Here is a 15,887-nt window from a genome sequence, read left to right on the forward strand (position 1 = left end):
AGGTCTTTTTTGATTTTCAGTTCAATTTTTTTTATGAATCGTATTTCTTTTTAATCTCCTTGATCAGGTCTTCACTGAGTAGCAGCTGTGCCCTATATTCCTGAAGGGATCGTCCCATCATGGTCCGGACGGTGACTACCTTATTGATAAATAAATCCAAGGTGTCTTGGTCCCGGATCTTGATGTAGGTCTCTTTGGTAATGGGCTTATTGAACCGCAATTCACCTGTGACCTCAAAATTGATCAGTGTGGCTGCAATAGGGACCAATTCCCATTCTCCCTTTTCCACAAGTTCATCCCGGAAAATTGTTTTCTTCAACTGATTGTCATAAGCATTCATTTTATTGACCAGCCTCTGATCAAAATAGCGAAGGGTACCCGAGGATTTCATCTGGGAATAAGTACCATCTGTCGGGGAAAAAGGAAAGGTTGAGAAAACCATCGTCATACTTTTGTAAAAAGCCACCGTATCCCAATCCTCACCGGGAGCACGAAGCATGCGGAGGAATTTATCCATGTTTTGGTCTTTCTCCTCCATAAACCGGATGCCTTCCTGCAAGGCTTTTCTGTCCCGTTCCAGATCTTCCAACATGGATTGCGCGAGGACTTCGGCACTTTTGTTTTCAACATAGGCTTCCCTTTGGTTCTCTACAAAAAACCCAAGAGAAATAGCCAAAAACAGCATAAAGAACTCCTTGAAATAAGATGACCATTTTCTCTTTTTAGAGACGGTTGGCTCATTTGGATTGCGCTCTTCAATAGTCTGATCTTGGTTTATAGGCTGCTTTTCCATGGTCAGTTGAGTTTATATTCTGAATGAATCAATTCCAGTAAGCGAGCTGCGTCGGACTTTAAAGATTCTGCCCTGAGGCTATTACCCATAGTCATCTTGGATAGGTAATGAATTTGGAAAGCGATCTCATTGATGGTGGCAAAATCATCTGTGATCAATTGAGGATTGGTAGTTGGCAAAACTGATTTCATTTCTGAATCCATGGTAGCATTCATTTCCGTGGAGTGAAAAACCCTCCCTCCCATTTCGCGGAAGGTGGTTTTGGTGCGGTTGTCATTTTCATACCATTCCTCCAAAACCTTTACCTTTTTTTCATAGGTTAACAATTCATTGACGATGTTTCTTTTTTGAAGTAACCGAAGGTTTCCTGCATTTTTAAGTTGTTGTATTGTCCCATCGGAATAGATAAATGCCTGTTCATTGAATACCTGCCGGGCTAAAAAATAAATCTGATTTCCCATTAAGCTCCTGTTATCAGATAACATCATATCTGCCAAGGAATCCATGAGTACACTTTTTTCTTTCCGGAAAGAGATGTATAGACTGAGATTTGTCGTGTCCGTTTTCAAGTCTTCAATCAAAGAGAGGATATATTCCTTTTCAATGTTTCGTGCACTTAGGGATTCCCGATAGTTCTCTGCCAGAAATCCACAGAATACGGCCAAAAAAAGCATAAAGAATTCCTTGAAATAGGATTTCCAGTTCTTCTTTTTCAGGGAGTCAATTTCCTCTTTGTTGGAAAGGTCTTTCTCATTTATAAGGGCTTGATTTTCTTTCATTTTTTACTCTAGGTTATATTCTTTGGTAAGCATAGCAATCAGCTCAATTGCACTTTCATTGAGCCTTTTCAACTTGGCAGAGATGATGTAATCACTTCCTTTTAATTGGTGAGCCCAGTGGGCTAAGTCTTGCTGAAGTGATGGGTCATAGGAACGGAGCGGTGGATTGCCGGAAGTTCTACGGATACCGGTTTCTGTGACCATTTCGTTGAAAACAAAGGGGTCAAAAATCTGAATGATATAATTCAGTGCTTCGTAACGTTCTATTTTCTCGTCTTCGTAATTTGTTTCCAATTGATCTACCAATAACTGATAGGCCATAATGCTATCAGTCACCTGTTCATTTCGGATCAATCGTATAGATCCTGAGTTTTTTAATTGAGAAAAGGTGCGGTCATTACTTCGAAAACTAAATCCTCTTACAAGTATTCTTCCAAAAAAATACAACTCATTTTCATGCCCTTGAATGGTTTGATTTTTTAATAGCAGCATAAGCGAGTCCATTTTGGACTTCTTTAATTCGCCTATTTCAAGAACTTGTCTAATTGAAGCAGTATCGGATTTTAAATCCTCAATATAGGATTGGATAAACTGTCTTTCCTGTTGCTTTTCTACCCTGCTTTCCCGATAGTTTTCGGCAAGAAATCCACAAAAAACCGCCAGAAAAAGCATAAAGAATTCCTTGATGTAAGTACTCCAGTTTCTCTTTTTCAAGGAGCTGATCACCTCTATGTTGGAAAGGTCTTTCTCAGTTTTGGGGACTTGGTTTTCTTCCATCAGCTTAATTTTCCAGTGTGACAAACAATTGGGAATGGATCAACCATGTCCCAGAGGCTTTGGTCCATTGAGCGGAGTACTTCCCTCCCACTACTGCCTCATCCGAACCTTCTAAATATCCTTTCCAGGTTCCTGTTTCCCATGCCAATTTGGTTTTAGAATTGACCAACACTTCATCGGGAGTCCGGATCCAATACATTATCGGGCCTGATTGGGATTTGATGTAAGCTGATAGTGCTTCCTTACCTGCGATCAGTGTACCTGCTCCGGTGGTAACAAATGAATCTTCTGTGGAAAAAGTCGCATTCAACTCCTCGTCAAAAGCGCGAAGGGCCTGATTAGACGCTTCACGTTTTGCAAGAATCTGAGGTATCTCAGCCTCCTGAGCAAAAGAGAAAGCCCCTAGAAAAATCCCTATCAGGGAAAGGATCGTTTTTTTCATAGTATTAATAATTCATCAGTTTAGCCCCTCACCTTCTTTTGGAGTAGGTGTAACTACCCCAACTTTTTTGGAATATTTCTCCCATTCAAGTAGAAGCTCTTGGTATTTTTCCGGATAGGATTCTTTCAGATCCTTCTGTTCGGATAGGTCAGAATCTAAATTGAAAAGCCCAAAATTTTTCAATTCTAATGGGCTTTTGGTATTTAAAATCTTCCAATCTCCTTTCCTAAGCATCGCATTGCCCCGGTGTTCCAGACCAAAAACATAATTGGAATCATGGACATGATCTTGTTTTCCCGTCAGTATTGGGGAAAGGGAGCTCCCTCCCAAGGGTTTTCTTGCTTTTCCTTGCCAGATTTCAGGATAGCTTACCCCCGCCAACTCATAAAATGTCGGAGCGAGATCCATCACCGTGAGGAATGCAGGATTGATGCTTCCCTTGCCTTCTACTCCATTGCCTGCAATGATCAAGGGGGCAATCATTCCCCCTTCTGTAGTGAAACCTTTATAATAGAAAAATGGAGCGGATCCTGCCTCTGCCCATTGTGGGCCGTAAGAGATATAGGAGTTTTCCTTACCCATATCTTCAAATCCATCAGAATAATTTTCTTGTAGATAGGGACCGTAATAGTCATGATAATAGAAGTCTTCAGCTGCTGCACCATTATCGGACATAAAGACAATCAGTGTATTTTCATATTGCCCGATCTCTTTGAGATAGGCTATCAGTCTTCCGATGTTTTGATCCAAATTGTCTACCATGCCTGCATATAGTTCCATCTTTCGGGCTTCCTTTTTTTGCTCCTCGGGAGAAAGAGAATCCCAAGGTCTGACCCGGGGATGAAGCGGTGGGAGTTCTGAGGTTGGGGATATCATCCCTGCTTTTTTGAGGGATTCCAGTCTCTCTTTGCGGAGGACTTCGTAACCGGCATCATATCTTCCCTCATATTTTTTCCAGTAGGTTGAATCCACTTGCAATGGCCAATGCGGTGAAGTATAAGCGGCAAATGCGAAAAAAGGCTTTCCCTCGCCTTGGTTGGAACTGATATATTCGATCAGTTTGTCTGTATAAAAATCAGTGGAATATGCACCTTCCGGCCAATTGGCGACTTTTCCATTTTCGGTGTAGGTGGTGGTAGGTAAATCCGGAAATATACCCCTGTCGCTAAAGTGATTTGCCCCTCCCTCTTCTTGGATGACAAAAGATTTTTCAAAGCCTTTGTCAGCAGGATTTGCACCTTTCATTCCTCCCAAATGCCATTTCCCTGCCATATAAGTGTGGTAACCTGCTGACCGGAGAAGTTCAGGAATTGGGATAATCCTGTCGCTGAGCCGTCCCTCGTATCCGAGCACAGCCGTAACTAGGCCCTGAGAACCCATTCCCGCCACGTGGTTATAATTACCGGAAAGGAGCATTGCCCGGGTTACAGCACATAATGGACCCGTATGAAAACGGTTAAATCGAATCCCTTCCTTGGCAAGTTGGTCCAAATTGGGAGTAGAAATATCCCCTCCAAACGAACCCATATCCGCATAGGCCAAGTCATCAGCGACGATCAAAAGGATATTAGGGGGCTGTGTCTGGTGAATTTCTTGTTGGCAGGAAAAAAGTGAACATCCAAAAAGTGTCAATAAAAGGTTTATCCTAAATTTATTTTTCATACTTGATTTAAAATTTTCAAACTTGGTAAAGGATTATGATTTAAAGTCAACTTAACCAAAATTACCGAAATTTTAACCTGTTATTAATTTTGACCTTATTGCCTACTGATCCTAATTCCTGTGACCGAGATCAATTAAAAATTTAAATAAATAAAAGGACCCAATCTCTAGATCGAGGACGAAACGTATGAAATTCTTCCCCAATGGGGGATTTTATTTCCCGAAGGAGGTTTTACAAGAAAACTGAATTCAATATGATAAGTAAAATTTGAAATGGTTGAATTTTGGACTTGTATGTATTTGATTTTGAAAATTAACTTCTCATTGGCAACAGAAAGGCTTTCTGAGTTGGTAAAAACTTAAAAATAATATCCTATTCCACCTAAAAAACCACAAAGTGAACGCATTATGGAAGGTAGGTTTGAATTTAATTAGGTATTCCAATGCAAAACGGAGAGCGCCTTCGCGTTCCCCGTTTCATATATAGTCTGGCGTACCGTCATCTCGGGCCTTTCTGCATCAGTTGCAGGATACCGGAGAGGAGAGGGAGTTGTTGTAATTGTCGAGATTCGATGCGAGGGTCAGCATTTGAGTGCGGACCGGGCTTTTCATGGATAACGCGCCTACCTGCGCAGGAGTGTAGGTATTGAGCAGCGCCTCAGCCGTGTTGAGTTCAGCTGAGACCGCAGATGGATTGGCACCGCTCAGCACGTTCAGCTTCGCCGCCATGAAATGGTGCGCGAGTTGGTAGTAGGCATTCCTCGCGGGTGCCGTGTTGAACACTTGAAGCCAGGTCGAACCGCTGAGGTAGAACGAGGTACTCGCCCCGTTTGACAGTAGGGCCCACGTCTTATCATACTGGGCAGGGCCGAGCTCTGAATGTGTCTTCCAGTATCCAGGTCCAGGGTAGCATTCATAGGCAATTTGTATATTCCAAGAGCCGGAGTTATCTCCAAAAAATGAATCATTGACATAGAAAACCACTTCTCCAGTTCCAGTCAACTGTGTAGGCCCTGTTCCCACAAACTGAAGGTCACCTCCACCAACACGCGCAACAAGAGAAACTACCGGAAAACCGTTAGAGGAACCCACATCGGGACGCCCATTTGGGGTAGCCGGGTCACCAAGACCTGCAAAGTAAAATCCTACCTCTCCTGAAGCTGTGATAACCGCAGGAACACTCTCGTTCAGTATAAATCCGGTGGCAAGTCCCTCAGACATTGTTCCTAAAATGGTATATTGGTCTGTAACTTGAACTCTCGCCGAATTCAGGTCCGTCAGGCTAGAACTTTCCTCTTGGGCTATAAAACCATTTTTGAGCAGGAGATTGTTTTCCAGGTTTTGATTGGGTTGTGTGTCGGTCATGCTTTCCATTCCACAGGAACCTAGGATTAAAACAGCCAATAAAGGTAAAATGAGTTTTTTCATTGTTTTTAAATATGAAGGTTATAAATAATAAAATAGTCTTTTAATAGCGAAGACTATGGGAAAAGATAAAAAAATCAATCATCTGAAATCATTGGTTTGGGATGAAATGATAGGATTTCTTCCCCAACATTAGGGTTTTATTTCCAGAGGGATTAAAAAGAAAAATCCTTTCGAAAGTTTGGAGTCTTAAACCCAATCTTTTAATTAATATTTGCCTTCAAATTTCAAGGTGATTTCAAAAATTCCTGATAAAACATATTTCAGACCCTTCCTTACATTGTCTTTTCCGGGGAGCAGGTTTTGCTGAAAAAAATTGATCATAACAGGGATAAATGATACCTACCCACTGATTGTGGAAATTAAGATGACCGAAACAGTAGTTAAACTAGTTAACTCAAACAAAGATGCTACGACTCAAAGTTAAAAGCCACCTAAAAAATTTTTGATGGCTTAATTTTTGAAAAAAATCTGATTATACTAAAAAGCCCTAATAGCCCTTACCCGCTTTCTTTCATTCCTGAATTCAACGCTCTCTTCACCATTGCTAAAATTAACATACCAGGCAGTTTCTTTTTTGGCATCATAAGTACTCGAACTCCAATAGTCTGAATCCCCAAAACCTCCAATTGCTTTTCTGTTGACATACAATTGTTTCAACTCCTCCAAACTTGGTAAAAACCAGTCTGAAAAGCCACCACCTTCATAATTCCGGGTAATTGACACAGCAATAGGTCTTTCTGCACAATTGTTCAGAACAACATTGGTGTTTTCAAACCCAAAACCAATTCTGGTAAAATAGGCATATGAGCCACCCTCATTCCAACAATTGAAATCAAATTCAATCCCACTGCTCTGATCCTCCATTGCCACAATCAAACCATGGACTACATTTGGATCAAAACCCCTGTCACCAGATTTTAGCAGGTAGGCAATAATTCCTCCCCCATATTCCTGACCGATAACATAATCCTTACAAACAGCTATCAGATTGTAATTCTCTGAAAATGAAATCGGTGACCCAAGCCCTTTTTGGACAATAGAAAATGTCATCTCATCACATTTCTCCCATCCTTTCTCAAGTGGGATAGAAAAAGTGGCGGTGTAGCCCGAAGGAACGGACTTGAACTCCTTTTTCTTTCCGTTAATCTGGATCACAATAGAGGCTTTTGCTTGCGAAGGTCCAGAAGTAATCTCATATTTAACCTTTACCACAAACTTGTCCTCGGTATTGTAGGCCTTATAGGAAACCTTTTTGGTGTTGATTCCGGAACTTTGGCTTTTGGAATCCCTTATGGCAAAGTAATTTCCACTTCCGGATTCTATGCAATCAGATTCACAATCTGAAGAATAAATTAACCTGCCATTGATTGGGTCATCTTCCTGTTCAAGTGCTAATCCGGAGATGTCTTGAAATTCCTCCAAAAAAGCTCCAGGCTCTTCCACCGGAGCTAATTGCTCACAGGAAAAAAGCAAACCAAACGCAAACAAACCTATCAGGTAGTTTGGGATGCTGAACCGTTTTTGAGTTTCCATTTTTTTTTGGGTTTGATTGTGAATAAATTTCTATAAAGCTACTTTCATTGGAAATAAACAAGAATGATTTTATACAATCTAAATAGTGATTTCTATCATTAAATTATTGATATCCAATTTATTAAATGACATTAAATAGCTTATTTCACTCCAGTTAATCCGTCTCTAATCCTAACATCTTTAAATTGATAATGTGAGTAAAAAATTACAAAGTAAAATCCCGAAGAAGAGCTTCCTCGGGATCGGAATGAGAAACTTTTAGAAATTGGTTTTGGCTACATTATAAATCTTAATTTCATCTAAAATGAATTTTCCTTCAGGAAAATCATTAGCCCCTGCTATATCAGCCCTTTCGCCAAAGCCTGAATTCCAATTATTTTTGGTTGTTGACGCAACTTTTGTTCCATTGATGAATAGTTGCATGGTTTCATTTGAGCCAGAAATCCCTTCTCTATCCCAAACTGCTGCGATATGCACCCATTGACCGTTGAATTTATTAAAATCATCATATTTGATTGAAACATAAGACTCTTCTTTTCCAAGTTCAAATAATAGCACATTGGTTTTCCCTTCATTACTATCATCAAAACTTGACAATCCTATCCCAGCCTCTAATCCATAAGGACCATCAAAAATTCTATAGGGATTATGTTCATAGCCAACCGGAGTTTCTTTTTGGTAGAACCAAACAGAAATAGTGCCCCTATCAGGATTAAGTACCGAATTCAAGTTGTTCAAAACCAAATTATGTATTCTTGAGGTTATGAAGTAATCTCCAGGTGCAATGGTTATCCCTTTTCCAATTTTTCCAGGAACAAAAGCTCTGTTTGCTGAGATATTCAATCCATCGTCTTCATCAAAAAAAGCAAGATCCGGTCCTACCTCACTGTTCAAGACCTCCTCAATGGATCCCAATTTATTCCATAGAATCAGGCCTTTATCAATATTCTTACAAACAAGTATCAGATTGTAATCCTCTGAAAATGATATGGGAGTCCCGAGTCCTTTTTGGACAATGGAAAATATAACCTCCTCACATTTCTCCCATCCATTTTCCAACGGTATGGCAAAGGTTGCGGTATAGCCTGAGGGAACAGCTTTAAACTCCTTTTTCTTCCCATTTATCTGGATCGTAATGGAGGCTTTCGCTTGGGATGGCCCTGAGGTAACCTCATATTTTACCTTTACAACAAACTTATCCTCGGTATTGTATGCCTTGTAGGAAACTTTTTTTGTATTGATTCCTGAGCTCTGGCTTTTCGAATCTTTTATGGCAAAATAATTTCCACTTCCAGGTTCTATACAATCAGATTCACAATCCGAAGTGTATACTAACCTACCATTGATTGGATCATCTTCAGGTTCAAGTGCTAATCCGGAGAGGTCTTGAAATTCTTCCAATACTGCTAGAGGCTCTTCCATGGGATCTAATTGCTCGCAGGAAAAAAGCAAACCAAATACAAACAAAACTACCCAGTAGCTTTGGATGCTGAACCGTTTTTGAGTTTCCATTTTTTTTGGGTTTAATTGTGAATAAATTCTTTCCAAAGCTACTTTCCGAAGTAAATAGAAGTAATGATTTTATCCAATATCAAGGGTGATTTTTGTCATTTATTTATTGAAAATCAGAAGGTTATAAAATAATTTCTAAATATTATTATATTTTTTTTTAAGCTTTGATTTTACGGCTTGCGGTTTACCGAAAAATTACATCGACACCAAGGACTTAATTTGGGAGTAAGTGCTATCGGCATGCGAAAACCGTAAGGTGATAAAAAACTACTTCCATATTATTTTAAAATGGATCGGTGTCTCACAATCTACCTAACAAGACTGGGGTTTCTTATTTTCAATCCTCAAAAATCGATATCACCTAAACTTTAGCACTTATAATTTTTACATTAAATACCCATTGTTTTTAAGAAAGTAGCCTCTTCGAATTAACCAAAAATAGGAGAAGAAATTCCGGTTCCTATTATTGGAAAAAATTACCTATGTATAAAAGAATTAGACATTTTGGTTAGGTTTTTTCTTTTGAAAATATTGAATAAAAAAATAAATGGCTGACAATATTCCTGTAAATATCAAGGTTCCCCATATTTCAAAACCTGAAAGGTTAGATAAAAAATAAAGGATGATCAATGCAGAAAGGATCGGGACGGTGTATCCAAATGGAATTTTGAATTCTAAAGGAGCAGAAGGCTTTATTTTTCGAAGTTTGATTACAGAAAGGGACACCCCAAAATACACCAATAAAATACTCGCGGAGGCGATGACGGCCAATTGCCTAAATCCTCCCAAAGAAGCTATGGTAAAACCGAGTCCTGCATAGAGCAAAATCGAAACATAAGGGGTTTTGAATTTATGGTGGATAGAGGCCAGCTTTGCGATTGGGATCACCCCATCCACTGCCAACCTGAAAAACACCCTCGGTAAATTCAGAATCTGACCGCTTAGCATCCCAAACATCGAGATTCCAGCACCGACAAAAAGAAGGGTAAACCCAACAGGACCAAAGACAATCCGGGCAGTTTCGGCCAAAGGAGCTTCTTTGAAGTTGGTCAATTCATTGCCCAACACTCCCTGAGAAACCAATTGGATCAGGATATAAAGCAAAAGCACAAAGGAGATTCCGATGAAAATCGCTTTTGGAACGGTCTTTTGGGGATTTTTGATTTCCCCTCCTATCGTCAGTCCGGCATCTCCTCCCTGAAAAGCAAAAAACAAAATCAATGAGGCCTCGCCAAACTGTTGGATGGTCGGGGCTGATTCCCAATATAAATTGGCCAGTTGGACGTCCTTCCATCCAATCGTCACCAACAACAGAAGCGGGATCAATTTGGCGACAGTATTGATTTTGACCAAACCGATGCCCTGTTTGACTCCGACGACATTTAGGGTAGCCAAGCCTGCAAAAATCACAAACAGGGTCAGAACCCTGATATATTGATTTTTGAAGACCGGAAATACCAATCCCAAAATTTCCACAAGGGCATTGGACACCGCTGCATCCGAGAATATACTGCCCATCAACAAAAATATGGCCGCCAAAAAACCGGGATATGGCCCAAATGCTGTCTCTATATAAGCATATCCCCCGCCGGAGTGGGTCACCTTACTCCCCGCCTCCGCAAAACACAACATGACCAATGCAATCAAAAACCCGCAAAACAGGTAGGCAATCACTGCTTGGGTTCCCATGATCTCGGCAACAATAGCCGGCAAAACAAAAATCCCTGCCCCGACGATGATATTGACAATATTAGCCGAAAGCCCCCACACCCCAACTTCTCTTTTTAATCCCTCTTGGGCAATTTTCATAAAAATTTCTAGAATTTAGTTTATACGGATTTTCATCTTTTCAATTTAATCAGAAATCCAGTAGATACAATTTGGCAGAGAAAAGAATGGGTTTTGTTGATTTTGGAAAAAATTTTAAGGGATAAATGCTTTTTTGCAAGAAACCCGGTAATCAACTTCAGTCCGTACGGAAGACCGAAGTCGAAAGCCCCCCGTCTGTCGTCGGGCAGGGATGTACCGGACATGTCAGTCTCCAACCTTGAATTATTTTGGGTTAACGCTTTTAAGGGCATCATTGCGTGAAGAAATAAAATATGTATTTTAAATGCATTGGTGGAAAAGGTAAAAAAATTAAACTTTTTCAGACATCCGAACAAGGACGAAATGCATGTATTTTTTCCCCAATGGGTAGAATTTTTTTCCGAACAAGAATTGTCTATCCCTAGAACTTCAAAGCAGAAAACATTCCTTCATCAACATTTTAGAATTGTAAAAATTTGATATTGGAATTTAATTAAATATGATTTAAGTTGGTGAATAGAAATCACCTGAAAACCAATGCCTAACCCAAAATTTTTCTTCTTTTTTATTTTTGTTCATATTTCATTTTTATGTAGAGGTCAAGAAGTCAAAATCACTCCCATACCTTATCCATTGGATCAATTCCTCACCAATATGGTAGGAATGTGTCAGGATGAGGAGGGTTTTATCTGGTTTGCCGACAATTACAACGGACTAATCAAATACGATGGCTCCTCTAAAAAATTCTACAAAACTGATCCCAATAACCCCAATTCCCTGTTTTCAAATCGACTTGAAACCATAACATCAGGCAAGGGAGGTATCATCTGGATTGGCAGTGCCCAAAACGGACTTGACCGCTTTGATCCTGGCACAGAGACTTTCACCCATTTCCAACACGATTCAAATGTATCCTCAACACTTGTTGATGATCAAATTAGTGCGCTCTTAGAGGATCCCTCGGGTACACTTTGGGTAGGGACAGGAAAAGGAATTGACACCTTAAACCAAAAAACGGGAGAATTTGTGCCCATCGAAGATACTTCTCCTGCTGGGATTTTGCTTAAAAATGCGGGAGTCAGGGTAATTTATGAGGATCGGACAGGTACTATTTGGATAGGTGCCGGAAATGCTTTTGGCCCACATAATGACCCTTCAGCAGGATTGTACCAATTTGAAAGAAAGTCAGGCTTGATCACCCATTACAGGCATGATCCAAAAGACCAGCAATCACTTATTGGAAATAATGTCAGGGCCATTTTTGAAGACAGCCAAGGTAATTTTTACGTAGGTACAGACGGAGACGGACTCCATATTATGGATCGTCATCAAGGTACCTTCCGACGGATGCTAAACGATCCCAATAACCCAAATGCGCTCTCCCGTCCGCCCGTCAATCCCAAAGCCATTTATGCTTTAGATCATATCACATTTATCAATGAAGATTTCCAAGGTTGCATTTGGATCGGAACCTATGGCGGAGGAATCAACAGATACAATCCAAAATTGAAAACCATGGAATTTTTTGGAACTTCCGGAATAGGGTCACATCATTTGGAGAAGAATGACTTTTGGACAATGCTGAAGACAAAGGACGGGCTTCTTTGGATTGCCGGATGGGAACCACAGACGGAAAATCAGGTTTTATTTCAAGTTTCAACACTTCAAAACCATTATGATCATACCGAAACCGGCCCCAGAGTAATCACTTTTGCACAAGGATCAGATAAAGGAATTTGGATTGGGACTACAAATGGACTCTATGGAAAAGAACAGGACGAAGGAACCGCCAGTTTTTTCTCTTTTGTAAAAAGTAACATAGGCTCAAAATACATTACAGACCTAGGTTTTGATGAACAAGAAAATTTATGGATGACAACGCTAGGTGGACTTTACTTTTTTAACAGAAAGTCAATGAGCGCTACTTTCCTCGGCCCTAACGAGAAAGACAAGGAAAGCCTATCCTCCATTGCGGCAACTTCTGTGCTACCCCTAAAAGATGAAATTGTTTGGATCGGTACCAACAATGGTCTTGATATCCTGAATATTAAGTCGGGGAAAATCAAACGTCATAAACATAAACTGGATGATTTAAGAACCCTCAGTGGCAATTCTATTTCAGATCTTTTTCAAGATTCAAAGGGAAATATCTGGGTAGCGACAAACAAAGGACTTGATCTTTATCAACCGGATTCAGGAGATTTCAAAAGGGTCTTAAGTTCAGCAGGAGCAGCTATCCTCAGTATTTTTGAGGATAGCAAACAACGAATTTGGGTAAATTCCCATCGTTCAGGCCTTTTTTTGTTGAATCAAAACACTGAAGAGTTTGTCCCTTTTTATGATGCCTCCGGTTTGATCACTGATAGGATGCTGGTCAAAGGAATGGTGGGAGATAAGTCTGGGTATTTGTGGTTGAATACAGATATAGGGTTTATTAAACTGGAACCTGAGACGAGAGATGCCGTCTTGTTTGGACAAAGCTGGAAACAGACCTCTGAGAATAATTTCAATTCATTCAGGACTTTTATTTCCAAAAGTGCTGAAATCTTTACCGGGGATGCCTCCGGATATTTTCATTTCTTTCCTCAGGATCTCGCGGACCAATACTTGGCGCAACCAATTCCTTATTTTACCAGATTTTTTCTTTCTAATTCTGAACTTATTCCAGGAACTAACAAAATCCTGCCCTTACAGCTTCAACAAACCAAACACATCAATCTTTCCTACAACCAAAATACCATCTCAATAGAATTTGGCATTATAGATTTTGTGACCGGAGAATCGGAAAAAAACATCCTTTTCAAATTAGACAAATATGATCAAAATTGGAAAAACGGGAATGAACTTGTGGCAGATTATTATAATTTACCTCCCGGAGAGTATGTATTTCAAATCAAATCAGCCAACAGGTTTGGAAATATTGGGCAGCGGTCTTTAGCAATTACCGTGATGCCGCCATGGTATACCCAATGGTGGGCTTGGCTTTCCTATGCTTTGTTGCTGTTTTTAATGCTGTATTGGGTTTATGGATTCTTACTCCGTAGAAAACTTGCCCAAGCAGAAGTCATCCGGCTCCAAGACCTCGATCAGGTCAAAACCAAAATCTACACCAATTTGACCCACGAATTCCGCACCCCATTAACTGTGATTTCGGGTATTGCGGACCATATTTTGTCCCAACCTTCAATAGAGAATTTGAAAGACGGGCTGCCCATGATCAAACGGAACAGCGCGCAATTGCTGAGACTGATCAATCAGATGCTGGATCTATCCAAACTTCAGTCAGGTAGATTGACCACAAAAATGATCCATGACAATATCCTGACTTATTTAAAATACCTGACAGAATCCTTTCATTCCTTTGCCGATTCCAAAGACATCAGATTGCACTTACTTCCGGGTTTTGATGAATTATATATGGATTTTGATCCGGAGAAAATCCAGGCCATATTTTCCAATTTTGTAGGAAATGCAGTAAAATTCACCCCACCTGGAGGCAATATTTACATCAAGATTGAAAAGAATACCTCCAAAGAATTAGGGGAATTTTTGGAAATCAAAGTGAAGGACACAGGCAAAGGTATTTCCTCTGAGCATTTGCCCTACATTTTTGACCGTTTTTATCAGGTGGACAATTCATCAACCAGGTCAGAAGAAGGGACCGGGATTGGCTTGGCCCTTACGAAAGAACTGGTGCAACTGATGTCCGGTACGATAGAAGTCAATAGCCAATTGGAAAAAGGTTCGGAATTTATACTTAGACTTCCCATAAAAAATGAGGCACCAAAAGGAAATGCCGGTGAATTTGCCCAAGAATCATTTACAAATGTCAAAGATTTGGTGGTAGCAGCGGGCTTAGGGATCGAAGAAGATTACGATGAAAGCCTTCCGATGGCATTGCTGATAGAAGACAATGAAGATGTATTGAGCTACCTGGAACTCTGCCTCCAAGGCAAATACAGAATTCAAAAAGCAAGAAATGGCCTCCATGGAATCCAACTCGCCATAGAATTGATTCCGGACATTATCGTCAGTGACGTAATGATGCCTGAGAAGGACGGCTACGAAGTCGTCGAAAGGCTAAAAAAAGATGAACGGACCAGTCATATTCCCATCATCCTGCTTACTGCCAAAGCAGATCTGGAATCACGATTGGAAGGATTGGAAAGAGGCGCAGATGCCTACCTTTCTAAGCCCTTCGAAAAGAAGGAGCTTGAAGTAAGGCTCCGGAAATTGATTGAATTGAGGCAAAGGTTGACGGCACGTTATGCAACACTGAGCCCAGAAGGGATTGCAGAAACACCGGCGGAAATACAAGAGGATGCTTTCCTAAAAAAGCTCCGGTCAATTGTAGATGCAAATTTGGAAAGTGAGGAGTTTGGCATTGGGGAGCTATGCAAGGAACTGGCGGTTAGCCGAACTCAATTACATCGCAAACTTAAGGCGCTGACCAACAAATCCACCTCCCAAGTCATTCGGACGATCAGGATGCAGGAAGCAAAGAAGCTTTTGCAGAATCCTGCCTTGAATATTTCAGAAATCGGCTACGCGGTCGGGTATGGCAATCCCAGCCATTTTACCCAGGAGTTTACCAAGGAATTTGGAGAAGCACCGAGCTTTTTTAGAAAAGGGTAATTCTTTATTCTAAATAAAAGAACCGATTTTTCAAAGCTGTTCTTAGGATACAACTTTTAACGGATTTCTTTTCGGCTTAAGAAAAAGGCAAAATAAGCTTTTCGCAAGAATTGGAACAAAGTCTAAAGCTTATGAATCAATAGGTAATCCAATGTTTTAGGCATGTACTTACCTTAGATTCAATAAAAACATAGATCGGGTAATACAAAAATCCATTGGCGTGAAATCGGCAATGGTTTTTTTATTCTCAGTTTGAACCAAGGCTTTTTAAAAAAGGGTGATTTTTTTCCAAGTCTAACGGCTTGTCCTTAAACCTGATGGGGCTTCAACTTTTTATGAAATTATCTCTTATTGCTTAAAAAACAGTCAAAAAAGGCATTTTTATGGATTTGGAACAAAATATAAAGCATTTGGAACAATAACTACGGTTCGATCATCTCCTCAAACATACCTTAGTTTCATGTTTATTAAGCGCTTTCGTTGACTCCATTAGAGAAGGAGTAAAGGCCTTTTTAAA

10 protein-coding genes are annotated in these 15,887 nt (G+C 40.2%); 1 reads left to right on the forward strand and 9 read right to left on the reverse strand.

All coding sequences use genetic code 11. The features are described from left to right. Positions 1-31: 31 nt before the first annotated feature. The 9 genes from NU887_RS10230 to NU887_RS10270 all read right to left on the reverse strand — a co-directional run bounded on the left by NU887_RS10230 (position 32) and on the right by NU887_RS10270 (position 10,735). The gene (locus NU887_RS10230; protein ID WP_258423268.1) at positions 32-793 is read right to left on the reverse strand and encodes a hypothetical protein; all 762 of its coding nucleotides are present in this window, start codon (positions 791-793) and stop codon (positions 32-34) included. Between the two features lie 2 nt (positions 794-795). Further along, positions 796-1,572: a hypothetical protein gene (locus tag NU887_RS10235; protein WP_258423269.1), complete on the reverse strand. Its 777-nt coding sequence runs from the start codon at positions 1,570-1,572 to the stop codon at positions 796-798. A gap of 3 nt (positions 1,573-1,575) precedes the next feature. Further along, complete coding sequence (locus NU887_RS10240; protein WP_258423270.1) at positions 1,576-2,349, reverse strand: hypothetical protein; 774 nt, start codon at positions 2,347-2,349, stop codon at positions 1,576-1,578. 4 nt (positions 2,350-2,353) lie between these two features. Beyond that, positions 2,354-2,791 (reverse strand): nuclear transport factor 2 family protein, encoded by a 438-nt coding sequence (locus tag NU887_RS10245; protein WP_258423271.1) that lies wholly within the window; start codon positions 2,789-2,791, stop codon positions 2,354-2,356. Positions 2,792-2,806: 15 nt separating this feature from the next. After that, a complete protein-coding gene (locus NU887_RS10250; RefSeq protein ID WP_258423272.1) occupies positions 2,807-4,453 on the reverse strand; it encodes an arylsulfatase in 1,647 nt (548 codons plus the stop codon). 519 nt (positions 4,454-4,972) lie between these two features. Next, positions 4,973-5,881, reverse strand: coding sequence for a hypothetical protein (locus NU887_RS10255; RefSeq protein WP_258423273.1), 909 nt, complete (start codon positions 5,879-5,881; stop codon positions 4,973-4,975). Positions 5,882-6,358: 477 nt separating this feature from the next. Continuing rightward, a complete protein-coding gene (locus NU887_RS10260) occupies positions 6,359-7,414 on the reverse strand; it encodes an Lcl C-terminal domain-containing protein (RefSeq protein WP_258423274.1) in 1,056 nt (351 codons plus the stop codon). 258 nt (positions 7,415-7,672) lie between these two features. Then, complete coding sequence (locus NU887_RS10265) at positions 7,673-8,926, reverse strand: LamG-like jellyroll fold domain-containing protein (protein WP_258423275.1); 1,254 nt, start codon at positions 8,924-8,926, stop codon at positions 7,673-7,675. 495 nt (positions 8,927-9,421) lie between these two features. Next, a complete protein-coding gene (locus NU887_RS10270) occupies positions 9,422-10,735 on the reverse strand; it encodes an APC family permease (protein WP_258423276.1) in 1,314 nt (437 codons plus the stop codon). Between the two features lie 537 nt (positions 10,736-11,272). On the opposite strand from NU887_RS10270, the gene NU887_RS10275 reads away from it, so the two are divergent. Beyond that, complete coding sequence (locus NU887_RS10275; RefSeq protein ID WP_258423277.1) at positions 11,273-15,370, forward strand: hybrid sensor histidine kinase/response regulator transcription factor; 4,098 nt, start codon at positions 11,273-11,275, stop codon at positions 15,368-15,370. The last annotated feature ends 517 nt before the right edge of the window (positions 15,371-15,887 follow it).

The sequence above is a fragment of the Aquiflexum gelatinilyticum genome (genome assembly GCF_024741135.1).
Taxonomy (GTDB): Bacteria; Bacteroidota; Bacteroidia; order Cytophagales; family Cyclobacteriaceae; genus Cognataquiflexum; species Cognataquiflexum gelatinilyticum.

What these genes read in the sequence shown, in the direction of transcription:
- NU887_RS10230 (WP_258423268.1), bottom strand. Translation starts at nt 793, where the DNA reads ATGGAAAAGCAGCCTATAAACCAAGATCAGACTATTGAAGAGCGCAAT.
- NU887_RS10235 (WP_258423269.1), bottom strand. Translation starts at nt 1,572, where the DNA reads ATGAAAGAAAATCAAGCCCTTATAAATGAGAAAGACCTTTCCAACAAA.
- NU887_RS10240 (WP_258423270.1), bottom strand. Translation starts at nt 2,349, where the DNA reads ATGGAAGAAAACCAAGTCCCCAAAACTGAGAAAGACCTTTCCAACATA.
- NU887_RS10245 (WP_258423271.1), bottom strand. Translation starts at nt 2,791, where the DNA reads ATGAAAAAAACGATCCTTTCCCTGATAGGGATTTTTCTAGGGGCTTTC.
- NU887_RS10250 (WP_258423272.1), bottom strand. Translation starts at nt 4,453, where the DNA reads ATGAAAAATAAATTTAGGATAAACCTTTTATTGACACTTTTTGGATGT.
- NU887_RS10255 (WP_258423273.1), bottom strand. Translation starts at nt 5,881, where the DNA reads ATGAAAAAACTCATTTTACCTTTATTGGCTGTTTTAATCCTAGGTTCC.
- NU887_RS10260 (WP_258423274.1), bottom strand. Translation starts at nt 7,414, where the DNA reads ATGGAAACTCAAAAACGGTTCAGCATCCCAAACTACCTGATAGGTTTG.
- NU887_RS10265 (WP_258423275.1), bottom strand. Translation starts at nt 8,926, where the DNA reads ATGGAAACTCAAAAACGGTTCAGCATCCAAAGCTACTGGGTAGTTTTG.
- NU887_RS10270 (WP_258423276.1), bottom strand. Translation starts at nt 10,735, where the DNA reads ATGAAAATTGCCCAAGAGGGATTAAAAAGAGAAGTTGGGGTGTGGGGG.
- NU887_RS10275 (WP_258423277.1), top strand. Translation starts at nt 11,273, where the DNA reads ATGCCTAACCCAAAATTTTTCTTCTTTTTTATTTTTGTTCATATTTCA.